The sequence below is a fragment of the Ochrobactrum chromiisoli genome (assembly GCF_026241335.1).
Lineage (GTDB): Bacteria > Pseudomonadota > Alphaproteobacteria > Rhizobiales > Rhizobiaceae > Brucella > Brucella chromiisoli.
Genome location: NZ_JAPHAV010000005.1, coordinates 1 through 24,319, shown reverse-complemented (window position 1 = coordinate 24,319; position 24,319 = coordinate 1). Strand labels below are relative to the sequence as shown.

Below are 24,319 nucleotides of genomic sequence, written 5' to 3'. Positions count from 1 at the left end.
GGCTTATCCCGGACAGCCTCAAAGATAAGCGTCTGAACTGATTTCTCTTGTTCACTCAATAAAAACTTTCACGCTTACAGCGCGTCCGCCTGCATCAACAACAGTCAGCGTAGAATAGCCGGTGCCATCCGGCAGCCAGGTGGCCGTGCGGCGGCGATTGGGTTCGGCAATGGGTTTGCCATTGGCAAGCCAGCGAAACGGTGCGCGTCCGCCCTGTAATTTCAGCACCAGCGGCGAGGCATTATCGGTCAGGGCTTTGAGTTCGACATGCGCACCATCTGGTGGAAATACGATACGCGGTGCTGGCTCAATCGTGGGTTTGACAACCGGCAGAGCATCGCTTGCAGACGAAAAACGTATCTGCGTCACCGGGAGATCGGCTCGTGCTGTCCGAAACGCGCCAGCAGGCGCACGCGGCAGAGGCACGGATGTCACGCCTGAGCGCACAAAGGCTTCAAACAGGATGGGCGCTGCCGAAACATAACCGGCAAGGCCCGGCACCGAGCCGCCATCGGCACGCCCGACCCAGACACCCAGCACATAACGCCCGTCATAACCGACCGACCATGCATCGCGATAGCCATAGGACGTGCCGGTCTTGTAAGCGAGGCCGAGGCGTTTCGCGCCTTGCGGCGGCACCACGCCAGCCAGGATATCGCCAATCTGCCATGTCGCCTGTTCGGTGAGAAGAGGAGCCGATGGCTGCACCGGTTCTGAACCTTCGGTGCCGTCATGAAGGGCTGCCCCTCGCCCGCCATTGGCAAGGCCAGTATAAAGCTGCACCAGATCGCGCAGACTGATGCCCGCGCCACCAAGGCCGATAGCTAGTCCCGGCGCTTCACCTTTCGGCAATTGCAGATTAACCGCCGCCTGTCGAATACGCGTGGTGAGCCGTGCAGGGCCGACGGCATCAAGCAGGCTGATGGTCGGCACATTCAGCGACATTTGCAGCGCCTGACGGATGCTGACATCGCCCTGATAGCTCATATCGAAATTGCGCGGACGATAGCCTGCAAAATCCTGAGGGCGGTCCTCGATGATGGTTTCCTGCGCAATCAGTCCCTGCTCGAAAGCCAGCCCATAGATGAAAGGCTTGAGCGTTGAACCGGGCGAGCGCACAGCGCGGGTCATATCGATCCAGCCCTGCCGCTTGCCATCGAAATAATCGGCGGATCCGACTTCGCCTAAGATATTGCCGTTGCGACTGTCGGCCAGCACCATGGCGACCGATACTTTTGGCCCAAGCTTTGCGGCAGCTTCGCGCGCCACAACTTCAAGCCCAACCTGCACCGACTTTTTAAGCGTCAGCTGATGCCGGGCCTCAGTCGGTGCCCGCTTCAATGCGAGATCGGCAAAATGAGCGGCCAATGAAGGCAAGGGATGACGCGTCGCGGATATGCGCTCACGCGATGCGCGCTCGGCTTCCTCATTGGTGAATACTTCAGACGCAACCATGCGATCCAACACACGATCGCGCGCAGCAACAGCATTTTTGAGCTCGCGATCCGGGCGGCGGCGTTCCGGCAATTGCGGCAAAGCCACAAGGAGCGCTGCTTCCGATGTGGTAAGGCGCAGCGGCTCCTTGCCGAAATAGGCGAGTGAAGCCGAGCGCACGCCTTCCAGATTTCCGCCATAGGGTGCGAGTGTCAGATAACGTTCGAGAATTTCAGACTTGCTCAGCCGCCGCTCAATCTGGACTGCACGCGCAAGCTGCCGGAATTTTGAGCCAAAACTCCGGCTTTCGCGCGGCTCGATAAGGCGTGCAAGCTGCATGGAAAGTGTGGAACCGCCGGAAACAATACGGCCACTCCCTGCAAGCTGATAGGCGGCACGCAATAGCGCTGTGAAATCAATGCCGCCATGCTCGTAAAAACGCTTGTCCTCATAGGCGATCAGCATTTTCACGAATTTCGGATCGACATCCTCAATCCGTGTATTCAGCCGCCAATAGCCGTCCGGCGTTGCATAGGCACGCAGCAAAGCGCCGTCGCGATCCATGACTTCAGTGGAAATGGTCAGCCGTTCCGGCAAAGGCGGCGGATAAGCGCGGTCGAGCCAGTCAAGCCCGATAACGAGTCCGACAGCGGCGATGCCAAGAAATGCGGCACCGCCAATCGCTATTTTCCAGCCTGATTTCATTGACCAGAAGTCACCTCCATCATGCTTGTCGCCGTGCGCGCTGCAAATTGCGGACGATACATGTCCTCAACCGTTGCTGCCGGATGGGTATAAAGACCCGGCGTCACAGCACGCACCACATAAGCCAGCGTAATCGGCTTCTTCTCGCCTGCCGAACGGTCGAAAGCGGCCACAAAACGATCATTGCGGAACTCAAGATGCGCTGCCTGTGTGCTGTCGAGCCATGGAAAATTGCCAAGGTCAGCACTGGAAACAAGCCCCGGATTGTCGATCTCGAAACCAGCGGGCAGCAGATCGGTCACAAGCAGACGCGACTGCCATTCCTGCAAATCGTCGATTTTCAGAACAACCACATAGCGCTCATTCTGATTGACCCCGGTGACATTGGCCGGTTCACCATCAAGCGTATAATAGGTGCGCTCGATGTTGAAACCTTCGCCACCCGCAGGCAGCGATTGTGCAGGCGGCGCAACGGCTGTCACAACAGCATCAACTGAACCCTGACCTTTGTTGGTGACGACCAGCGGCTGCGCTTCAAGGCTTGCACCATTGAGACGCTCGGAGAACGCGCCCTGATGCGCTGTGCCATTGATGTCGAGGCTGATTGCGCCATTGTCATCCTGAAGCCCGCGGGCTGCGAGCAGCATCCATGCCTGATCCTGCGTGCTTAAGTGACGCGCCTTTTCGCGCTGGAACTCGACCAGCGTAATGAGAGCGGGAAGCACTTTCGGCGCAGGCTTGGTTTCCGCAGCCAGAGCCAGCATTGCTGCACCATCACGCAGCGGCGAACCATAATCGGAGCGATTATAGTCATAGCTGGACTGGCTGGTTGCGAGCTGGAGCGACGCATTGAACACGCGTTCCGAACGCGGCTGATCACCATAAAGCGCTAATGCTGCACCAAGCTGGGCAACGGCCATCGGGCTTGCAAAGTTTTCAAGCTGGGTATCGGCAAAGTAACGCAGATCGCCAACTGAAGCCTTCTTGTTGCGTGCCAGAACATAAAGCGCATAGGCAATGTCGTTGCCGCGTTCCTTGACGTCGGTGGTATAGCCGAGCGCATTTTGCAGGTTAGAAAGCGCTGACAGCATCGCCTGCTGCGGCACGCCATAGCCCTTTTCGCGGGCACGCGTCAGGAAGTCGGTCACATAGGCGTCCATCCAGAGATCACCCGATCCCGGCGACCACAGGCCGAACGAACCACTCGAAGACTGGTTGTTGAGCACGCGGAAGATAGAATCCTGTACGCGCTTTTTAAGCTCTTCCTGATCAGCAAGACCTGCTGCCGCTTCCGTACCTGCTGCCATTTCGCTTAAATAGAGCAAAGGCAGTGCGCGGCTGGTGGTCTGCTCTGTGCAGCCATAAGGATAACGGTCGAGCGCCATCAGCAAAGCGGGCACATCAAAGGCCGCACTGCGCGTCACGCCAACGCTGACGAAAGCACCATCAAGCAGGCTTTCAGACAGAAGACCGCCATCTACCCGCACACTTCCGCCATTGGCCGTGAGATTGACGACATGACGGGTCGTGACCGGCAGATCAACCGGACGCACCGGCAATGCAAGCGCCTGTTCGACATTGAGACCAGCATCGTTGGAAAGCCGGATCGTCACACCACCCGCACCCGTGGCCACAGCATTGAGTGGAACGTTGATCGACTGCCGTTTGCCACCTTTAAGCGCGATGCTTTCAGGATAAGAGCCAACCTCGACACCGAGATTATCGGTGGTCTCAAGGCTCACACGATAATCGCCGTCCGGTGCATCCGTATTGGCAATATCGAAGCGGATATTGGCCTGATCGCCGGGGGCCATGAAGCGTGGCAGGCCAGCCGTGATGACTACTGGATCACGGATGATGACATCGGCGACCGCGTGGCCGACAGCTTTTTTGGTCCATGCCACCGCCATGACACGCGCGGTCCCGTTGAACTGCGGTATGTCGAAATCGATGATCGCCTTGCCGTCGCTGTCGAGTTCAACAGGACCAGAGAACAGCGCAACCAGCTTTTCGGTGGGCGGGCTGCCTTCCGCTGCCATATTGCCACCGTCGCCACCTGTGCGCAGCTTGCCGGTGACGCCGAGCGAACCGTCGATCAGGCGACCATACATGTCGCGCATTTCAAGGCCCAGCTGACGCTGACCGAAGAACCAGTTTTCAGGGTTCGGCGGCTGATAGCGTGTGAGATTGAGAATGCCGACATCGACCGCCGCGACCATAACATAGGCCTGTTCGCCACCCGCATTTTCAACCGAAACCGGGATGGAAAGTGTCGAGCGCGGCGCGATCTTTTCAGGCGGGGTGAGCGAAACGGCTAGCTGCTTGTCGGCAGGATCGACCTTGAGCCATTTCAGGCCAATCGCACGCGCAGGCATACGGCTTTCAATCGCCTCACCCGGACGGAACAGCGTGGCCGTGACATAGACACCCGCACCCCAATCCTCACCCACCGGAATATCGATGGTCGTGCCACCTTCCGGCACGCTGGCCGTGATGGTCTTGAGCAGCTTTTCTGCACCAATGGTGATGAGCAACTCACCGGCAAAACGCGGGGACACTTTCAGTTCTGCCGTGTCACCTGCCGCATAATGTTCCTTGTCGAGCGCGATTTCGAGCCCGTCCGGCGTTTCGGTCGAGGTTGAGCTGACAAACCAGCCTGCATCAAACTCATAGCTTGTGGCCGGACCTGAAGCATCGGCAGTTTCGATTTCCAGACGGTAACGGCCCCAATCGACCGGCAGACTGATTTCAGCCTCGCTATCGGTTGTAAGGTCAATCTTGCCGTTGGCAATCGCCTTGGTGAAAGTCACTGGTTCGTAGTTCCAGCTGTTGCCACTGCGATACCACTGATAATTACGCTCGATCTTGACCAGCGACCATTGTGCGCCATCAAGCGCCTTGCGATCACCCTTGCTGTCAGAGGCGATCAGGCTGAACTTCGCGGTTCCGCCCTGTGGGACTTCATCGCCGGAGAACTCAGGACGAATGCCGATGAGATCGGTTTCCGGCTGAATGGCAAGATCGATCTTGCGCTCAACCGCACGGCCACCCGTTTCGCGCATACGAACGGTCACGGCTGCATTGACGAGACGCGTCGTTGACGGCATTTCTTCAACTGCAACCGGGAAAGTCGCCTTGCCATTGTCATCGACTTTCGACAGACCATCCAGAGGAAGGCGCGTGGCTTCGCCCTGATCTTCATCAGCGAGGCCGAAATAATAGCCCTTGAAGCGGTCCCACTGACGCTTGGTCGAAAGCGTGACTTCTCCTTCAAGCGCAAGACCGGCGGCAGGCGCACCATAGAGGAAACGACCGTCCACGGTGATATTGGCGGTTTCACCCACGGCGATTTCCGGCTTGTCGGACGTCAGATCGAACTCGATCCGGTCCGGCACGAAATCTTCAACCAGGAACATTTGCGTGGCAATCGCTGGCTGCTTGGGATCGGTGTAGATCGCCACCGTCCAAGTGCCGCGCATGGCGTTCGACGGCAAGGTCAGGTCGATGGCATGACCACCCGCCAGTTTGCTATCGGAAACAAGACGGCGATCTTCCACGCCATCGGGGCGCGTGAAAATAAAGGTGAGTGGCAGATCATCAATCGCGGTTGCGGTGTCGTCACGCGCAAGCGCACCCACATGCACAACTTCGCCAGCACGATAGATACCGCGCTCTGTCCATGCATAAAGATCAAGCGCTTTCGGCACGGCACGGCCTGTCACACCACGATCGGAAAGATCGAAACCGGCGCGCGCCATGTCGAGGAATGTGAAATCCTCATCATCACTACTGGCCATCAGCACCGCTGGCACCATGCCGTCCGTGCCGCGTGTCAGTCCCGGTGTAAACGTCGCCCGGCCATCGCTGTCGGTGGTCGCTTCGCCCAGCACTTCGTTGTTGCGTGCAAGCAGCGTCAGCTTCACGCCTTTAAGCGGTTCTGCGCTTTCAAGCGACCGGGCAAATACATTGATGCCGTCCTGTCCGGTATAGGTCGAAAGGCCGATGTCGGAAACGACAAACCATTGCGTGGCCTTGGTGCCATATTCATCATCGGACTTCTGCACCAGCGGCTCGGCGGTCAGCACATAGACGCCGGGCTTGCGCGCTGGCAACGCTTCATCAACCGGGAAACTGGTTGTCGCCTCTTTGTTCAGTTCATTGCCAGCAACCTCGATTTCGCCTTCCCAGACAGGTGCACCCATCTGATCGGAAACCGTGCTGATGTCGTAGCTGTCGAGTTGACGCAGGAACTGATAGCCGGAAAGGAGCTGTGCGAGCGAACGGTCACCAACCCGGTAAAGCTTCACTTTGGCAGCATCCAGATTGACGCTGACCAGCGGAATGCCGCGACGGGCTTTCGCAGGCAGCACAAAACTATCGCCGGTAAAGCGCACGGATGGCGCGCGATCCTGCACATAGATCGAAAGCGTAACCGGTGCTGGAAGCACTTCGCCAACAGACGATGGCAGACCCTGACGGAACGTCACATTATAATTGCGGCCATGTTCCAGACCTTCGACGCAAATCTGGCGGTCCTTGGTGTCAACAGCTTTTGGCGCACCATTATCGAGCGTAACGAAGCTCGAATAATCGACACCGCTTTTTACCAGATCTTCTGAGAACTGCGCGCAGATGCGCGGCGCGGCATTATCATTATCGACCGTGTTATTGACGATGCGGAAGCCTTTGCGGGCTTTGAGATCTTCATAGGCGGCGCGAACCGATGCGGAATTGACGAGATCAAGGCTTGCTTCATAGGCCTGCAAAGCCGGGCGCGACGCATCGCGCTTTTCCAGCGCCTGCGCCATGGCAGCAAGTGCTTGCGCACGGTCGTCGGTGGTGCGGGATGTCTGGTAGGCGAACCATGCGGCAGAGGTCGCATCGCGCTGAAACTTGGAACGTTCCTGATAATTCGATGGTTCGATAGCAAGGACGGAAAGTGCGTATCCGGCCCATAATTGGCTGTCGTCCGGCGCCATGCTTGCAGCTAAGCGGAATTTTTCCATCGCCGTTCGCGGATCGCCATTCATGCTGGCAGTGCTCGCCTCATTGCGCAATGTGCGCAGGCTGTCTGAACTTTCAAGGCTTGCCATTTCACGCTTTAGACGCCGGGCTTCATCAACCAGATTGGCGGCAAAGAACGAGATTGCTGGCGGCGCACCAATATCTTCAACGGCGACCGCGGCAGGCGTTTCCGTCACGACCTTGCCCGCGATGGAACCGACAGACTCGTTGAGCTTATTAAAATCAGCTTTCAGAAAGCACCATTTGACCTTTGGATTATAGGTGAAGGCCAGACAGGTATTATCGCCAAGACAGATGCTTTTGCATTGCGCGAGCGAGACATTCTTTTCGGTTCGCATATCAAAGCCGAAATAATCGGCATCCTGCGTCGTTTCAATGCGCCGGGTTTCGGTGGCATTGGCACTCAATGATGTCGCAAAGCAAAACGCAGTCGTAAAGGCCAGTAACAGCCGATTGAACCGAACAGACATGAATGTCTCTCTTCTATGGTTGTCGCTCATCCCACGCGGCAGTCTTCAAACGAAGATCCGCATGCTCTCCAGATGAAACCTTAGCAATTTCTCAAAGGCCGGGTAACTGAATTTATGCCCGAACATATCAATAAGTTCTCACAAAGGACGCTATCGAATAGCGTCCAAGAATTTCGTTCCATGTTTCCGCTTTATTAGAATGATATTCTAACCTGGTTTTCAGGAATGGAATTCTGTTCGTCGTAAAGAGAGGGTGGCTTCCTTAAATTCGCACCAGCTTAAACCAAGGAATTCCCCCATGCGCCTCAGCGTCAAAAACATTACCAAAGCTCTCATTGCAGGCTCGCTCATGGCGCTTGCGACCTCCGTCTCCGCCCATGCGGACGCAACGCTGGATCGTATCAAAGCCAAAGGCAAACTAACCGTTGGCGTCATCCTTTCGGGCGCGCCCTTTGGCTATATTGATCCCAAGACGCAGGAACAAAAGGGCCTCAACATCGATATTGCCAAAGAACTCGCAAAGGGGCTGGGCGTAGAGCTTGCAACGCAGACTGTCACGCCGCCCAACCGGGTGCAATTTCTGCAGCAGGGCAAGGTCGATATTCTGATCGCCAACATGCAATATACAGAAGAGCGCGCCAAAACACTGGGTTATGTAAAGACGCCTTATGATCGCATGGGTGGTGCCGCCATTGGTCGTAAAGACAGTGGTATCAAAGACTGGAAAGACCTCAAGGGTAAGGTCGCCTGCGTTTCGCAAGGCTCCAATTATGCACAGCCGCTGGCCGAGGAATATGGTGCCAATGTTAAAGCACTGCCAAGCCAGCCGGAATCACTTCTGGCACTCAAGGGCGGCAATTGCGATGTTTCGGTGCACGTAAGCGGCACACTCGGCCTGTTGCTTCAGGATCGCGCCGATGAATGGAAGGATTACGGTCTTCTTACCCCAACCGACCTCATTCCATCGGATTCTGTCATCTGGCTCAAGAAGGATGAAAACGATACCGAAGCAGCTCTCGACAAGATCGTCCGCGATCTGCATGCGTCGGGAAAAATGATTGAGATCGCCAAGGCTAACCGACTGCCAAACCTCAGCTATCTGGAAGAAGAGCACAACAAGCTCAAGTCTCAGTGAGTTTCGACTTTATCAGGCCAGACGATTTGCGGGCGGTCGATCCGTCCGCATCTCCAGAGCGTTTGCGGAAAATTACCGGATAGTTTCAATGGAAGAAGCTCTGATTTCGCGCTTTATCGAACTGACAGGCGCAATCGGCCTCAATTATGAATTTCTCAACAGCAGTTATGAACGCGGGATCTGGTTTCATGGCATGGTCACCACGCTTGAACTGGTCATCATTACGATTCCGCTCAGTCTGTTTTTCGGCTTTTTGTTTGCAGGGGCGCTAACCTCCAACAAACGCTGGCTTTCGGTGCCAGTGCGCGGCTATGTCGAACTCACCCGCAATACGCCGACACTCGTTCAGCTCATGTGTGGATTTCTCGTGCTCAACATGCTGATTTCCAATGCAATTGGCGGCGCGCAGAACAATCCCCTGACACCGTTTTTCTGGCTGATAACAATCACGGCTCTGCATAGTGCCGCTCTTCACGCCGAAGCATTGCGCGGCGGTATTGAAGCCGTGCCCGGCACAACAATTGAAGCAGCCAGAGCCATCGGTTTTAATTCTTTGCAGGTGCTGATCTATGTGGAACTGCCGCTTGCAATCCGCACCGCACTGCCTGCAATCGTCAATAATCTCGTCAATCTGGTCAAGCTGTCCACCGTCGGGTCGGCCATTGCCGTGGGCGAAATCACCTATGCGTCGATCCTGATCTGGACCCAGCGTGACAATGTGGTCGAACTGATGCTGGTCATTCTTTTGTTTTTCAGCATCATCAATCTCTTCGTCGCACGCCTTGGCTACTGGTTTGAAAAACGCCTTGCAATTCCGGGATATGGCCAATGACGATCGCAATTGAACAAAAGCCCGGCCTCAGGCTTTCGCCAGCAACGCTCACATTCACGGCCATTATTCTTGCGGTTGCGTTCTGGTTCTATATTGATCCGTCGCTCGGACAAATTTGGCTCAGCTGGCTGCCTTATCTTGGCAAAGGCTTTGCCATGAATGTGCTCATCAGCATCTGTGCCATCACGCTTGGCTCGCTGGCGGGGATTATTCTCGGCATCATGGAGCTTGCGCCCTATAAAATCATCCGCGCACCGGCAATCACCTATGTGCAGATTTTCCGCAATGCACCGCATCTCGTGCTGATCTTTGCCGCCACCTATATTTTCCCGTTCGAGCTGGTGGTTTTCGGCAATTATGTCCCCTTCCCCGACTGGATCAAGGCGGTCGTTGGCCTGGCGATCCCGGCAAGCGCACATATTGCAGAAATTACGCGCGGCTCTATCCAGTCAATCCCGACCGCGCAATGGGAAGCGGCACAGGGCTTGGGCTTTTCGCGCCTGCAATCGCTGCGCTGGATCATTCTGCCACAATGCATCAAGCGCTCGCTGCCACCGTGGATGAATCTTTATACGTCCATTACCATGGGGACGGCCCTCGCTTCGCTTGTCGGCGTGCATGAATTGCTGCATTCGGCAACCGATGCCAGCACCGCTGTGCAGCGCAATGATTTCACCGTCATCATCTATCTGAGTGTGCTGATGGCGTTCTTTCTCTTTTGCTATCCCGTGTCGCGCTTCACACAGCGGCTCGAAAAGCGGCTCTCCTCCCGCTGACAAGGATCTGGAATTCACATGAGCGACACCACCAAAACTACATTGGTCAAACTGGAGAACGTTCATCTGTCTTTCGGGCAGAATGAAGTGCTCAAGGGCATCGACCTCAAGATCAACAAGGGCGATGCGGTCTCGATTATCGGCCCATCAGGCTCGGGAAAATCGACCATTCTGCGCTGCATCAATGGTCTGCTGATCCCACAATCAGGCAAGATCACCGTAGGTGCAACCCGCGTGGATGCGCTTAAAACCGAAGCCGAGCGCATTAAATTGCGCAAGCGCATCGGCATTGTGTTCCAACAGTTCAATCTGTTCCCGCATCTGACAGTTCTTGAAAACATCACGCTTGCGCCGGTCAAAATCCTGCGCACGCCCAAAGCCGAAGCCGAGCGCCACGCAAAAGAACTGCTGAAAAAAGTGCGGCTCGAACATAAGACCGACGCCTATCCGGGCGAACTTTCCGGTGGTCAGCAACAGCGTGTCGCCATTGCCCGCGCGCTTGCCATGCGCCCGGAGCTGGTGCTGTTTGATGAAGTCACCTCCGCGCTTGATCCGGAAACCGTCGGCGAAGTGCTGTCGGTCATTCGCGATCTGGTCAATGAAGGCATGACGAGCATTCTTGTAACCCACGAGATGCGTTTTGCCGAAGAAATCAGCGACACGATCGTATTTACGGAAAATGGTCGCATCATCGAACACGGCACGCCGGAGCAGCTTTTCTACAAGTCCACAAACCCGCGCATCCGTGCGTTCGTGAACGGTCTTGGTGGCAATGCAAACCGCATCAATGAAGGCGGTGAAGGCATCTGATATGACAGATCATGTAACGAAAGCCTTAAGCCAGGCGATTGTTGGCTCTAAACCATCGCCCGATGCAATCGCGATTGCCCGCACGGCAATTGTTGATTTTCTTGCCTGCGCACTTGGCGGTGCAAATGATCGCAGCACGCTTCTGGTCAGCAAGGTTCTGGGTGTGGGCGGCACTGTCGCGCTCATTGGTCAGAGCGGAAAAGCCGATCCTTTTTCGGCAGCACTGATCAATGGTCATGCAGCCCATGTGCTTGATTATGACGATGTGCATGGCAGTGTGCGCGGACATCCGACAATTGCAATCATTCCCGCACTCCTTTCGGTGGCCGCAGAAAGCAATGTCAGCGCGCACGGATTCATTGCCGCCTACATTGTCGGACTGGAAACCATGGCACGCCTTGGCCTTGCCATGGGCACAAAACACTATGAAACCGGCTTTCACGCGACCGCAACGCTCGGCACCATCGGGGCTGCGGCAGCCATTGCGCATCTTCTCAAATTCGATGCGACGACCACAGCCATTGCTCTTGGTCTCGCGGCCACACAATCAGCAGGGCTTCGCCTGCAATTCGGCTTTGACGCAAAGCCGCTTCATGCAGGATTTGCCGCGCGCGCCGGTCTCACGGCCGCCCGACTGGCCGAAGCTGGCTTTCACGGTGCACCGGATTTCATCGACAACGCAAACGGCTTTTTCAAAGCCTTTGCCTTTGGTGCGCAAGATCTATCCCGCGTGAGCCAAGGTTGGGGTGCGCCATGGCAGATTATCGTTCCGGGCCTGACGCTGAAAGCGTTCCCCTGCTGTACAGCGGCGCATCCGGTTGCTGTCGGCGCTTTAGCCTTGCGCCATGAAAACGCGCTGCAACCCGATCAGATCGCCTCCGTTTCCATCACCTTCCCCCCCGGAGGCGATGCCGCACTGGTGACAACCAAGCCTGTGACGGGCATTGATGCGCGGTTCAGCCCGGAATATATTTTTGCGGCTGCTTTGCGGGACGGAAAACTGACAATTGGGCATTTCGATGAGCGGCCGGTCGATGCCGATCTCACGCAGCTCGCAGCGAAAGTAACGCGACACCATGACGAGCGCGCAGCGCGGCTCTCGCCCGATCCCAAAACACGCTTCGTCATGATCGATGTAACGCTGAAAGACGGCTCGATGCTTTCCAAGCGTGTCGATGGTCTGCCGAGTATCAGCGATCCAACCGGCAAATTCAAAGATGCGACAAAGGATGATCTGCGCTTTGCAGGCATACCCGATCTCGTCCAATCCATGACCAGCGCAGACGACTTGCAAAAGCTTATCGCGTGGCTCAACCAATCCCCGGAGTAAAAGACATGACCAAGAAACAAATGCATCTCGGCCTTTTCCTGCAAGGTGCTGGCCACCATGTTTCCGGCTGGCGTCACCCGGATGCGGAAGCGGGCAGCGAGAATTTTGATCTGCTGCGCCGTGTGACACAAGAAGCGGAAAAAGCGAAATTCGACATGGTATTTCTGGCCGATGGCCTGACCAGCGGCGTCGATGCGCATCCGTCGATGGTAGCGCGGTTTGAGCCGCTGACCTTGCTATCCGCACTTGCCATGGTCACAGACAAGATCGGGCTGGCAGCCACCGCTTCGACCACCTATGGCGAGCCTTATCACACAGCCCGCGCCTTTGCGTCCATTGACCATTTGAGCCATGGACGGGCCGCGTGGAACATCGTCACCACATCCTACGCCCGTACGGCAAACAACTTCTCCAAAAGCCATCCTGAACATGATGAGCGCTATGCGGTCGCTGAAGAATTCGTCGATGTCGTGCGCGGTCTTTGGGATAGCTGGGATGATGATGCTTTTCCCAAAGACAAGGAAAAAGGCGTCTATGCCGATCCGAACAAGCTGCATGTGCTCAATCACGCCGGCAAATATTACACGGTGCAGGGCCCGCTCAATATTCCGCGTTCTCCGCAAGGTCATCCGGTGCTCATTCAGGCTGGATCGTCCGGCCCAGGCCAGGATCTGGCGGCACGTATCGCGGATATTGTTTTCACAGCACAGCAGAGCCTGCCGGAAGCACAGGCATTCTATACAGGCCTGAAAGAACGCGTGGTCAAAGCAGGCCGGGACGCCGACAGCGTTGCCGTGATGCCGGGCTTCATGCCGATCATTGGCGAAAGTTTCGAGGATGCTGCCGAAAAGCTGAAAGAACTCAATCGCTGGACAGATATCAAGAGTGCCATGCCGCTTCTCGAAGAGCGTATCGGCCACAGCCTTGCCGAATATGATCTGGACGGCCCCCTGCCCGACCTGCCGATTTCTGATCAGCTTCGCAGCCGAGCAGAACTTCTGCGTGATCTGGCGCGCCGCGAGAATCTCACCATCCGTGACCTTGCTCTTCGCGTCGCGGCCGGTCGTGGCCACCATATTGTGCTTGGAACGCCCGAGCAGATTGCCGACCGGATGCAGGAATGGTTTGAAGGCAAAGCTGCCGATGGCTTCAATGTGATGCCTCCATATTTCCCCGGCGGTCTTGAAGATTTCAACACAAAGGTCGTGCCGATCCTTCAGGAGCGTGGGCTTTTCCGCACAGAGTATGGTGGCTCGACATTACGCGAACATCTCAATATTGCGCGGCCAGGCATGACACCAAGGCACTAAGGTGCTCACGCAGCACACAAGTTTAACCGGGTATCTATGAGCCATACTCACCGATACCCGGTATAAGATAGACACGATACGCCTCCCCAAAACAAAGGCCGGAAAGCCTGCCCCGCAGGTTTTCCGGTTGGCATGAATAATGGCACATCCAAACAGACTGAATTTCGAAACGCCCGATGCGCCCAGCGCAATGGCCACAGCGGATGAACTCAAAGCTGCGATGCGGCAGCTTGCTGCCGGCATCTGTGTTGTGAGTGTTGGCACCGGCGAAGCCAAAACGGGGGCAACGGTGACATCTGCGACAGCACTGTCCGTTGAACCGCCCACCATCATCGTCAATATCAATCTCACTGCATCTGTCTGGCCGGTAATCAATGCTGAAGGTTGCTTCTGCCTCAATATTTTATCCGATGCGCAACAGGCCATCGCCGATCGTTTTGCAGGCCGGAACGGTGAAAAGGGTGCGCGCCGCTATGAAGGCGCCGAATGGTACAGGCTTGCGAGCGGTGCATTGGCGCTCAAAGGCGCACTCGCTTCCATTGATTGCGAAGTTGAAGACGTCATCACGCGCCATACCCATGCGATTGTTATTGGTCGCGCACTCAAAATCGTGACCGGCAGTGGCGAACCTCTGATCTATCATCAAGGACGCTATCACAGCTTACAACGCTGATATTTTCTTAACGCATAGGCTCTATCGAGATGACGTGAGACTTCGTTTCAATCAGATCGCAGCGCGCTATGAGCCTGCATCTTACCCGAAAACCGCTTTGCGCCTTTGTACATGTGCTTGCCAACCCGCATTATACCTAAAACAGCTGTTGCCTTGATTTCACAAATTGCCTAGCTGTTAGACAAGTTGCGTGAAAGCGGAGGAGTGAGCATCATGATTGACTGGGTATCCAATAGTACGCCGGTTAACCGAAAAAATGCTGCTGAAATCGTATTTGAGGATATACGGTCAGCCATAACGACCGGACGCCTGCAGATCGGAATACGGCTTCCCTCTGAAGCCAAGCTCGCGGAAAAATACAGCGTCAGTCGTCCAATCGTGCGCGAAGCACTGCGCTCGCTTCAAACGCTCGGCCTCACCCACACCCGCACCGGAAGCGGCACTTATGTGCTGAAATCTTCACCGGGCCCGGAATTAAGTTATGGCGGCTATTCGGCGAGTGATCTTATTGAGGCGCGTCCGTTTATTGAAGTGCCCGCAGCAGGCTGGGCCGCAACACGCCATACGCAGGATCAGATCGAAAAAATCCTGGATATTTGTGAGCGCATGGACAGGCAGACGGACCTTCATAAATGGGTTCTTCTCGACACCGAATTTCACAGCATGATTGCTACAGCTTCCGGCAATACGGTTTTCGCCAATATCGTAGCAGATGCGCGCGATGCCCTTTCGCGCCAGTCGGAACTCGTCAATCTGATGGCTGGTCGGCGCACCGCGTCCAATATTGAACATCGCCAGATCGCCGAAGCGATCAAATCCGGCTCTCAGGAGCGGGCACGGCTTGCCATGCAAAACCATCTCGGACAGGTCGAACTGGCTGTGACCACGATTATTGCAAAAGAAAAATAATGTAAAACAGCTCGTTCTCGGAGTGATTTATGCCGTGTTCTGACAGAGCATACCAAGGCATAAAACCGAATTTAAAATTCTGAATCTACTGTATAATTTTTATAACATTGACGCAGTGGACCCTAAGTTCCAGCTGCCCCACGCCCTGCATTTCATCAAAAACATCCGCTCCCGCGCCTGCTTGACTGCCGATTTCTGATATGCGTTAAGAGCTTCAGAAATTTGTCATACAGCATTACAGAATATCAAAAACGCAACGGTCCATCGTCGAAAGCATTTCATCAAAGCTATTTCTTCATAGAAAATCTGGCTCTCAGGGAGGAGCGATGACAACGGAATTTATCAAGGCGACGCCATCTGAATGTGAAGTCTACAAAGAAGAAGACAGCGGCTATCACAAAGCGCTTAAACCACGTCAGATCCAGATGATTGCCATTGGCGGTGCCATTGGTACGGGTCTGTTTCTTGGCGCGGGCGGACGGCTGGAACAGGCCGGCCCTTCACTGGTGCTTGTTTATGCTGTGTGCGGCTTTTTCGCATTTCTGGTACTGCGCGCCCTTGGCGAGTTGATCATGCATCGCCCGAGCTCCGGCTCTTTTGTCTCCTATGCACGCGAGTTCTACGGCGAAAAAATGGCTTTTGCAGCGGGGTGGATGTACTGGCTCAACTGGGCCATGACATCGATTGCGGACGTGACCGCTGTCGCGCTCTACATGAATTTCTTCAAGCATTATGTTCCATGGCTCGAAGGCATTGACCAGTGGGTGTTTGCGATGACCGCGCTCATCATTGTGCTCTCGATGAACCTGCTCTCGGTCAAAGTCTTTGGAGAGCTGGAATTCTGGTTCAGCCTTGTCAAAGTGCTCTCGCTTGTCATTTTCCTGATTGTCGGCATTTATTTTGTCGTGACCGGCACACCAATTGATGGTCATCAGCCGGGTTTCCATCTTATTCGTGAGAGCGGCGGCTTCTTCCCCAACGGGATATTGCCTGCACTTGTCATTATACAAGGTGTCGTGTTTGCCTATGCCTCGATTGAGCTGATTGGCACCACGGCTGGCGAGACAGAAGATCCACGCAAGATCATGCCAGGCGCGATTAAAACAGTCGTTTTCCGCTTGCTGGTTTTCTATGTCGGTTCTGTCCTGCTTCTCACCATGCTGCTTCCTCACACGCTTTATTCGGGCGGAGAAAGCCCGTTTGTCACCTTCTTCAGTAAAATTGGCGTCGAGGGTGCTGATATTATCATGAACCTTGTGGTTCTCACTGCGGTTCTGTCATCCCTCAATGCCGGTCTCTACTCAACCGGACGCATTCTCCACTCCATGGCTGTTTCCGGTTCAGCACCTGCGTCTCTTGCCAAAATGAACAAAAATGGCGTGCCCTATGGCGGCATCGCTGTCACCGCCGCAGTGACCGCGCTTGGTGTGGTGCTCAACGCCTTTGTTCCGGCGGCAGCGTTCGAGATTGCACTTAATCTGGCTTCACTGGGGATTATCACCGCCTGGGGCGTGATTATCCTGTGCCAGCTCAAGCTTTGGTCTCTTTCGCGCAAGGGTGAAATCGCCCGTCCGGACTTCCGCATGTTCGGCGCACCTTACACCGGCATTCTCACGCTTTTGTTTTTGTTCGGCGTTCTGGTGCTGATGGCTTTCGATTACCCTATTGGCTCATATACCATCGGTTCGATGATTATCATTGTACCTGCGCTGGTTATTGGCTGGTATTGTCTGCGTGACCGAATCTATCGTCTGGCAGCCGAACGCGCAGCCGAGGCGGGCCATGCTGACAAGTGAGGGGCAGAGTGAATAAGACGCAATTCCAACCATTGGTGGCGGTTATCGCCACCGGTGGAACTATTGCAAGCAAGCGCGGGGAAGACGGGGCAAGCACACCGACGCTGAACGGCGGAGATCTGCTCGCAACTCTTGCAGGGCGTGATGCCAGCCTGCGTGCAATTGATCTGATGGCCAAGGATTCTTCAAGCCTGACGCTCATCGATATGCAGGCCATTAGCGATGCCGTTCAAGTGCAGCTCGACGACCCGCAAATCAGCGGTATTGTTGTGCTTCATGGCACGGATTCCATGGAAGAGACCGCCCTTCTTGTTCATCTGCAACGGCATATTTCCAAGCCAGTCATTTTCACAGGCGCACAATTTACAGCTGATCATCCCGATGCTGACGGTCCTGCCAATCTGGCCACAGCAATCCGCCTTGCCGCTGATCCTGCCAGCAGGGATAAGGGCGTGGTGATTGCCTTTGGTGGCCGGATTGTTCCTGCATGGGGTGCTTTCAAATACAGCAGTGACCACGCTGACGCTTTCAGATCGGTGCGCGCGCTTAAAACACCCGACGGCATTCACCTCCCCGCGCCGGTCGCTGGCAAACGTATCGACATCGTTGCCATTCATCCCGGCTGTGATGATCTGCATATTCAGGCCAGCATACAAGCAGGCACAGATGGCATCATCCTTGCAGCGCTTGGTTCAGGCAATGCCAACGCGGCTATCGTTGAAGCCGTGAAGCAATGCTCAAAGCATAATATTCCGGTCGTGGTTTCAAGCCGCGTTCCAACAGGTGTGCTGGTGGCAGGCTATGGCGGCGGTGGCGGTGGTTTTGATCTGGTTACAGCCGGTGCGATCCATTCGCAAACCCTGCGCCCCGGACAGGCACGAATTCTATTGGCCAGCATGATAGCGAACACATGCCCGAAAGAGCTGATCGTCAAAGCTTTTGACGATGAGGATTTTCGGCTGGGCACTCAATCTGAAAAAAAATCTCTTGAGACTTGAATCCAAACTTTCGATTTCTATTTAAACAGTGTGGACCGGGCCCCTCTGGCGGTTTCCTTGAAACCGTGATGTCGGACCACTTCGAGTAAGCTCGAGGTCAGCCCGGTCATATCCTCGCCGACCTTGTTAAATGAAACAGAGGTCGGAAATGGAAATTTTCACAACACTCTTTATGGGAACACCGCTCTGGATGTGGCTGGTGTTCATCGGCATTGTTCTTGCACTTCTGGTGCTGGATCTTGGTGTCTTCAACAAAGAAGACCATGAGATCGAGATTGGCGAAAGCCTCAAAATGTCAGCGTTCTATATAACGCTTGGCCTGGCTTTCTCCGGTTTCGTCTGGTGGCAGATGACCAGCGAGGCGACAGCACAGTATCTCACGGCCTTTGTGGTCGAAAAGACGCTGGCGCTTGATAATATCTTTGTCATTGCGCTGATCTTCAGCTTCTTTGCAATCCCGAGAAAATATCAGCATCGCGTGCTGTTCTGGGGTATTCTTGGCGTTATCATCCTGCGCGGCATCATGATCGGTCTGGGTGCCACAATTGTCGCAAATTATCACTGGGTTCTTTATCTCTTTGCGATCTTCCTGATTGGCACAGGGATCAAGATGCTCTTCTCTGGTGATGATGAAGAGCCTGATCTAAGCCGTAACCCGCTTCTTCGCTTTGCCCGCAAACACATGCGTGTGACGGATGAGCTGCATGGCAATGCATTTTTCGTGCGTATCAAGGATGGCAAAACGGGTAAGATGCTGCGCTTTGCAACGCCGCTTTTCCTGGCGCTGGTCATGATCGAATTTGCTGATCTGATTTTCGCAGTCGATTCAGTGCCTGCTGTTTTCACAATCACCACCGATCCGTTCATCGTCTATACCTCCAATATCTTTGCGATCCTTGGCCTCAGAGCGCTGTTCTTTGCCTTGTCGGCTATTCTGCATCGTTTTGCCTATCTCAAATATGCACTGTCCATTCTGCTGATCTTCATTGGCTCCAAGATGTTCATTGCAGACCTGATGGGCTGGGAGAAATTCCCGCCAGCATGGTCGCTTGGTATTACCTTTGCCATTCTGGGCGCTGGTATTGTGGTTTCGCTGGTCAAAACCAAGGACGATAACAAGGCTGTTATAGACACACAGTCTTAAGCAGTTTTTTTGTCTATGTCGGGCGTCAGGGAGAGCTCTGGCGCCTTTTTCATTGCAGTTGTGCTTGCATGTCGCGATGTCTGCCGTGCAGAGCGCTGCTCATCAAAGCTCTTACAGAAAATCCGTCTTCAGCGGCCTTTTCCACCAGGATACGCAGATAACCGCTGATGGAGCGAATTTCGCCATATCGCTGTAGGAGATAAGCAATAACAATGGCTGTGTTTTCTCTTCCTAAAATTTTCAGAGCGAATTGATGCAGTCGGGTATCGATGCCGATAAACCCGTGAACTTTATCGGTTGCATCTACAAGATGCTGCCATTGAGTAATCGGTTGTTGAGCATAGGATGTTATTTCAGGACAGGCTCGTAGGACGAAATCAAGCGAGACAGTCCTTTCTGGTAACGGTTTGTCAGTTGAGGAACACTGTTTAGTTCTCATGTTTGCAACGGTTCTATCAATATAGGAATCTGGTTTTGATTCATAATATTGCCGCTCATTTTGAGACTCTCTGCCGCTCATATTTTGATTTTTTTCGTTGTTTTTCAGAGCGTTATCAACAGTGGCGTAAATTTCATTCAGCTTCTTGATTAAAACAAGCAGTTCTTGTGCACTGGCACGGCGCGGAATTGTGTCCACGACAGTTCTGAAAACTGTACTGATATCAGTCCATGATCCGTCCAGTTTTTGTTCGACGGCATATTCAAGTGTTTTGGCTATATCGCGGCGTAGCAAAGTTAGCTGCTCACGCAATTCGCGTAGCAGGGTCTTATCGGCTTTGACTTTTTCGGCGGCGGCTTCAATTTCGTCTTTGCGTGCAAGCAGTGGGGCAAGAGAGAAACCAAAAGCAAGTTTGACATCGCCTGTTTTCGTACGGCGGGCATAGCGTTTGCCATTAGGGCTGTCCTGGCGCGCAACAAGACCTGCATCGACCAGCGCTGCAAGATGTCTGCGTAAGGTTGCATCGGCCATGCCATGGGCGCGCAAGGCGAGTTGTTTGTTGGAAGGAAACACAATGAGGCCATTGGTTTCGCTCAAAATATTCTCAGGATAAAAGGATAGCAGCGCTGCAAGAACTGCAAGCGTGCGGTCACTGATACCAAGAATGCTCTTGCCTTCGCAGAGCCAACGATGAAGCTGCCATTTATCGACAGCTGATCCTTCAGGAATTTCCCGTGCCTTTTGCTGCATTGTCAGCAAGGCATGAGTCATCCTTTGACGACCAAAGGGCGTCAAGCCGAATTGAGACTCCATTTTCTTCCACCTTCCACAAGGCAAAAGAAATTCAACCGCCAAAATGACGCTAATTACACTTGACAGTGATTCGTAGATTTGCGATTCTCTAGCTGCTAAACCAATGAGAAGGGCTTCCACGCGGCGACGTTTGGGGGCCTTTTTCTTTTGCTTCGGTTTCCTTTTCGTTCGTTCGTGCAAATGACCATCACTTGCATCCAACTCAATCTTACCCGCTACTCAGAAGACAGGGATAAGTTTCCCTGAATTTTTTAAATGCACTGCCTCTTGATATCTGGGCGATGCGATGAAAACTTTATACTGGCCAGTTCTGAAATAGGTTATGGGCTTTTCAGAACTGGGATTACGCTTACGCACTCACTTTTCCTCATCCCGAAATGACGCATAAAGCGTATCGAGATTACGGGAAATCCATTCAGCAAAACGTTGTCCATTTGCGGCACCAAGCGCCAGTGTGGCCGTTTTACCTGTTTTTTTGACCACGACACTGATGCTCTTGTCGTCTGGTGCCCATGTGGTTCCAGCGCGCGAAGCAGCCTTTGTGACAGGCTTGTTTTGCCGTGACCCTTTCAAATAGCCATAGAGCTGCTCAAAGCGTGTGGCAGACTGCGCATTTTTAAAAGCATCTGTTGCGATCAGTTCACGCGCGGCATCCGCTTTGCTGGGCATTTCGATCAGCTTGCGCAATTCCAGCCAGCGATCCCGTCCAATACCCTTTGCAGGCCCAATGGCCACCAGCATATCTTCGGGAATAGACCGCGGGATTGTCAGCATCTTCGACAAGGTCTGATAATCTACCGACAAGGCTGCCTGTATCGCTTCGCGATCAAAATTCATCGCTTCAAGGCGCGCTGCAAACAGTACGCGTTCAATGAAGCTGAGATTAGCACGGGCTGAATTTTCCTGCCCCTGGCTCAGAATATGTTCAAGATCTTCCAGTGGCTTGATGACGGCCTTGACCTTGATACCGAGCTCTTGAGCGACGCGGGCGCGGCGATGACCGAAAACGATCATATAGCGGCCGCTGGTCTGCGGGTGAGGGCGAACAAGAATTGGACTGTCCTGCCCTCTTTCCCGAATGGCTTCCAGCAGCTCGGCATATTCCTGATCGTTCGCTTCTTGCAGGCGGTCCGCTATAAAAGAAACATCGAGAACCGCCGGGTCCAGTTCAACGATCGTTTCACCATCCAGCTTTTGTGCAGCCTGCTTTGCGAGTTCGTTAATAGACGCGGAGAGAGACTTTGCGGCACCGAAACGACGAGTCACGCTTTCTACGGGGGCTTCGGACTGTTCTTCCGTTGCTTCCGGGCGCATGACGCTTTCAAATATATTCTTTCGTGCCATTCTCATATCCTCAAACCAGGCATAAGACTGATTTTACTTCATTATTTCAAAATTAGACGGCAGTCTAACGTCCCCAGGCTTCATGTATGAGCCCACGTATCTCCGAGTTTACCAGCTCCATGGCTTCCATGGCGCGATCATAAGTTCCGCGGTTCATGGACGAGCGCTCAACCTCGTAAAGCGTTTGCTTGGTAAGGCCTGCATCCGAGATTGCCGTTGATTTGAGCATTTGATGCTTGAGCATATGGGATGCCAGCATGCTTTGCATGAAGCCAACCATCTGCGCCTGAGGCACATCTGTTGGCTCATAGCGGGTGATCAGATATCGGAACCAGTCGAGATGCACGGCACCACCTGCTTGACGGACGGTCTTGAGAATATCGCCAAGCATCAGCAAAAACTGCGACATCGACATGAGGTCGAGCATTTGCGGATGAACCGTAATCAGAACCGACGTTGCCGCTGAAAGGGCGGTGAGCGTGAGATAACCAAGCTGCGGCGGACAATCGATCACAACGACGTCGTAATCCTGATCGACCTCCGCCAGCGCCATGGCAATACGGCTAAAAAAGGTTTTACCCTCCCCGCCGTTTTGCATGGCAAGCGGTGTATCATACTCATATTCCTGCAGCTCAAGCATTGCAGGAATGATATCAAGTCCCGGAAAGTTCGTTTGACGAATGATGTCACGGATCGGCTTGCGCTCGGAGTCGTAACGAATGGCCTCATAGAGCGAGGGGAAATTGTCGAGTTCCGGCTGAATGCCATGCAAGGCTGACATTGATGCCTGCGGATCCAGATCAATAGCCAGAACACGATGGCCGGTGAGGGCAAGATGCTGCGCCAGATGCGCGGCAGTCGTTGTTTTACCCGAGCCGCCCTTGAAATTCACAACACCAATGACCTGGAGCTTCTCATCACCGCGCCGATGCGGTACATAACGCTTAACCTCAGCACGACCATTTCGATCAAGCCAATGGCGCAGTTCCTGCATCTGCTGGATAGAATAGGCTCTGCGTCCGCCGGAAAGGATGGTAGGCTCAACGCCCTTGCCTTCCAGATGAAGCTTTTTGAGATTGCTCGGGGATACACCAAGAAAATACGCAGCTTCAGCCATAGAAAATTGCCGCAACTGCTTGCGCGCATCCGGAGGGAAGTTTTCATGGCGCAGCAAATTGAGCTTGTGCGATATTTCGCGCCCTTGCATCAATATCATGTCGTCGAACGACATCGGTGCTGTCGAATTTGCGATATTCATTACCTTAAGGTCCCTAGTGACGGCACTGGAACTAATACCGCCTAAATACCGTCATTATGTCCGATTCTTATTTTGTCGCAAGAGGCTCTGTTAACAAAGCGTTACTCCACGCAATTTAGCCATTTCATTGTTTGCCTTCCTACGAATCGGTTTTCATCTATCACATTGAAACTTATGATTTTTGTCGAAAATAGACGGCAGTCTATCGGAATCAGTTCAACGCATACCCGTTTATGGGCGTTTGTTTGAGCAAATCTCAAGCTCTGCTCTGCGGTTCCGCTGTGGAGGAATCACCAGCCAATCGGATTTGGTTAAGATATTGGAACGCTTCGATTGGGGCTCTTTAGCAATGCGTTTCCTGACGTCTTGCTGTGAAAGCGTATTTTGCGGGTCATCTCCTCCGGCAACATTGTGTCAGCGCATTCAAAACGTAAGCTGTGCGAAGAGGACCGACTTCATTGCCTGTGCGAATGCTGAACCAATCTCATCCATCGAACATATTGCCATTATGCGATAACGATATCGAAAAAGGCGCGACGCTGCAGCAACAGGAGGACGTTTAAGAATTGGGTTGGGGGCAAGATAAAGAACAACGGTCAGATCTATAGGGTAGGTCCCGCCTTCAAAGGAGGTGCGCATTATCACCAAAGCCGGTCGGTCTTTGGAGGCGGCTTTTTGCCTGAGCTTGTATCCGGGCACTCAACGATACGTCTCACAAACAGGGGCCGAATGTTTTTTGCCTTGGGCAATGGAATTCGGGTCAAAACGGCTCTAGGACTAGACAATCGTAACCAAATCAACATATGATTGCGAATGGAAGGCAAAGTATTATTTGCTTCTTATAAAGCGGAAAAGACCGTGATAGACGGCTTCTAGAGCCAGTCACACCAGTGAAATAAAAACTGGGTTTAACTTTCAAAAAGCTGAATAAACCCTATTGTTTCATGTTGATGGTTTTGTGTCGAGTTTTCGTCCCCACATGTCATTGCAGGTAAGCGGGGCATATCCGTTGGCGGTGCTATTTCACTGTGCAATTGCGCGCTGACTTGCAATCTACCATAATCCGGTCTGTGACAGAAGATTGCTTCCCATTGCATTTTGAAGAAGGCGCGGATGAC

General features: G+C 53.8%; 17 protein-coding genes. 11 read left to right on the top strand and 6 right to left on the bottom strand.

Annotated features, from left to right (window positions below):
• Positions 1-51: 51 nt before the first annotated feature.
• Both pbpC and OPR82_RS11825 read right to left on the bottom strand, forming a co-directional pair.
• A complete protein-coding gene (pbpC, locus tag OPR82_RS11830) occupies positions 52-2,139 on the bottom strand; it encodes a penicillin-binding protein 1C (protein WP_265984990.1) in 2,088 nt (695 codons plus the stop codon).
• The gene (locus OPR82_RS11825) at positions 2,136-7,634 is read right to left on the bottom strand and encodes an alpha-2-macroglobulin family protein (protein WP_265984989.1); all 5,499 of its coding nucleotides are present in this window, start codon (positions 7,632-7,634) and stop codon (positions 2,136-2,138) included. Before OPR82_RS11825 ends, pbpC begins: the two co-directional genes overlap by 4 nt.
• 349 nt (positions 7,635-7,983) lie before the next feature.
• Between OPR82_RS11825 and OPR82_RS11820 the strand changes: the two genes are divergently transcribed.
• From OPR82_RS11820 to OPR82_RS11770, 11 genes are all read left to right on the top strand, one after another.
• A complete protein-coding gene (locus OPR82_RS11820) occupies positions 7,984-8,769 on the top strand; it encodes a transporter substrate-binding domain-containing protein (RefSeq protein ID WP_396996850.1) in 786 nt (261 codons plus the stop codon).
• Positions 8,770-8,857: 88 nt separating this feature from the next.
• Positions 8,858-9,601: an amino acid ABC transporter permease gene (locus OPR82_RS11815; protein WP_265984986.1), complete on the top strand. Its 744-nt coding sequence runs from the start codon at positions 8,858-8,860 to the stop codon at positions 9,599-9,601.
• Positions 9,598-10,377, top strand: coding sequence for an amino acid ABC transporter permease (locus OPR82_RS11810; RefSeq protein ID WP_265984985.1), 780 nt, complete (start codon positions 9,598-9,600; stop codon positions 10,375-10,377). The genes OPR82_RS11815 and OPR82_RS11810 overlap by 4 nt, the downstream gene beginning before the upstream one ends.
• A gap of 18 nt (positions 10,378-10,395) precedes the next feature.
• Positions 10,396-11,187, top strand: coding sequence for an amino acid ABC transporter ATP-binding protein (locus OPR82_RS11805; protein WP_323054550.1), 792 nt, complete (start codon positions 10,396-10,398; stop codon positions 11,185-11,187).
• 1 nt (position 11,188) lies between these two features.
• Positions 11,189-12,517 (top strand): MmgE/PrpD family protein, encoded by a 1,329-nt coding sequence (locus OPR82_RS11800; RefSeq protein WP_265984984.1) that lies wholly within the window; start codon positions 11,189-11,191, stop codon positions 12,515-12,517.
• A gap of 5 nt (positions 12,518-12,522) precedes the next feature.
• The gene (locus tag OPR82_RS11795; protein ID WP_265984983.1) at positions 12,523-13,827 is read left to right on the top strand and encodes an LLM class flavin-dependent oxidoreductase; all 1,305 of its coding nucleotides are present in this window, start codon (positions 12,523-12,525) and stop codon (positions 13,825-13,827) included.
• Positions 13,828-13,966: 139 nt separating this feature from the next.
• Complete coding sequence (locus tag OPR82_RS11790; protein WP_265984982.1) at positions 13,967-14,500, top strand: flavin reductase family protein; 534 nt, start codon at positions 13,967-13,969, stop codon at positions 14,498-14,500.
• 213 nt (positions 14,501-14,713) lie between these two features.
• On the top strand, positions 14,714-15,409 hold the full coding sequence (locus OPR82_RS11785) for a FadR/GntR family transcriptional regulator (protein ID WP_265984981.1): 696 nt from the start codon (positions 14,714-14,716) through the stop codon (positions 15,407-15,409).
• Between the two features lie 326 nt (positions 15,410-15,735).
• Positions 15,736-17,205, top strand: a complete 1,470-nt coding sequence (locus OPR82_RS11780; protein ID WP_265984979.1) for an amino acid permease — start codon at positions 15,736-15,738, stop codon at positions 17,203-17,205.
• A gap of 8 nt (positions 17,206-17,213) precedes the next feature.
• Positions 17,214-18,203: an asparaginase gene (locus tag OPR82_RS11775; RefSeq protein WP_265984977.1), complete on the top strand. Its 990-nt coding sequence runs from the start codon at positions 17,214-17,216 to the stop codon at positions 18,201-18,203.
• Between the two features lie 148 nt (positions 18,204-18,351).
• Positions 18,352-19,347, top strand: a complete 996-nt coding sequence (locus tag OPR82_RS11770; protein WP_265984975.1) for a TerC family protein — start codon at positions 18,352-18,354, stop codon at positions 19,345-19,347.
• 49 nt (positions 19,348-19,396) lie between these two features.
• Here the strand turns inward: OPR82_RS11770 and repC are convergent, their stop codons facing one another.
• The 4 genes from repC to OPR82_RS11750 form a co-directional block, all read right to left on the bottom strand.
• A complete protein-coding gene (gene repC / locus OPR82_RS11765; protein WP_265985206.1) occupies positions 19,397-20,599 on the bottom strand; it encodes a plasmid replication protein RepC in 1,203 nt (400 codons plus the stop codon).
• Positions 20,600-20,956: 357 nt separating this feature from the next.
• Entirely contained in the window at positions 20,957-21,943 is a 987-nt protein-coding gene (repB, locus tag OPR82_RS11760; RefSeq protein WP_265984974.1) for a plasmid partitioning protein RepB, read from the bottom strand.
• Between the two features lie 64 nt (positions 21,944-22,007).
• On the bottom strand, positions 22,008-23,201 hold the full coding sequence (gene repA / locus OPR82_RS11755; protein WP_265984972.1) for a plasmid partitioning protein RepA: 1,194 nt from the start codon (positions 23,199-23,201) through the stop codon (positions 22,008-22,010).
• A gap of 908 nt (positions 23,202-24,109) precedes the next feature.
• On the bottom strand, positions 24,110-24,319 hold a 210-nt coding region (locus OPR82_RS11750), incomplete at its 5' end, for a hypothetical protein (protein WP_265984970.1).

Bases quoted from the DNA above. Each gene is read 5' to 3' on its own strand.
- pbpC (WP_265984990.1), bottom strand. From the start codon at position 2,139: ATGAAATCAGGCTGGAAAATAGCGATTGGCGGTGCCGCATTTCTTGGC.
- OPR82_RS11825 (WP_265984989.1), bottom strand. From the start codon at position 7,634: ATGTCTGTTCGGTTCAATCGGCTGTTACTGGCCTTTACGACTGCGTTT.
- OPR82_RS11820 (WP_396996850.1), top strand. From the start codon at position 7,984: ATGGCGCTTGCGACCTCCGTCTCCGCCCATGCGGACGCAACGCTGGAT.
- OPR82_RS11815 (WP_265984986.1), top strand. From the start codon at position 8,858: ATGGAAGAAGCTCTGATTTCGCGCTTTATCGAACTGACAGGCGCAATC.
- OPR82_RS11810 (WP_265984985.1), top strand. From the start codon at position 9,598: ATGACGATCGCAATTGAACAAAAGCCCGGCCTCAGGCTTTCGCCAGCA.
- OPR82_RS11805 (WP_323054550.1), top strand. From the start codon at position 10,396: ATGAGCGACACCACCAAAACTACATTGGTCAAACTGGAGAACGTTCAT.
- OPR82_RS11800 (WP_265984984.1), top strand. From the start codon at position 11,189: ATGACAGATCATGTAACGAAAGCCTTAAGCCAGGCGATTGTTGGCTCT.
- OPR82_RS11795 (WP_265984983.1), top strand. From the start codon at position 12,523: ATGACCAAGAAACAAATGCATCTCGGCCTTTTCCTGCAAGGTGCTGGC.
- OPR82_RS11790 (WP_265984982.1), top strand. From the start codon at position 13,967: ATGGCACATCCAAACAGACTGAATTTCGAAACGCCCGATGCGCCCAGC.
- OPR82_RS11785 (WP_265984981.1), top strand. From the start codon at position 14,714: ATGATTGACTGGGTATCCAATAGTACGCCGGTTAACCGAAAAAATGCT.
- OPR82_RS11780 (WP_265984979.1), top strand. From the start codon at position 15,736: ATGACAACGGAATTTATCAAGGCGACGCCATCTGAATGTGAAGTCTAC.
- OPR82_RS11770 (WP_265984975.1), top strand. From the start codon at position 18,352: ATGGAAATTTTCACAACACTCTTTATGGGAACACCGCTCTGGATGTGG.
- repC (WP_265985206.1), bottom strand. From the start codon at position 20,599: ATGGAGTCTCAATTCGGCTTGACGCCCTTTGGTCGTCAAAGGATGACT.
- repB (WP_265984974.1), bottom strand. From the start codon at position 21,943: ATGGCACGAAAGAATATATTTGAAAGCGTCATGCGCCCGGAAGCAACG.
- repA (WP_265984972.1), bottom strand. From the start codon at position 23,201: ATGAATATCGCAAATTCGACAGCACCGATGTCGTTCGACGACATGATA.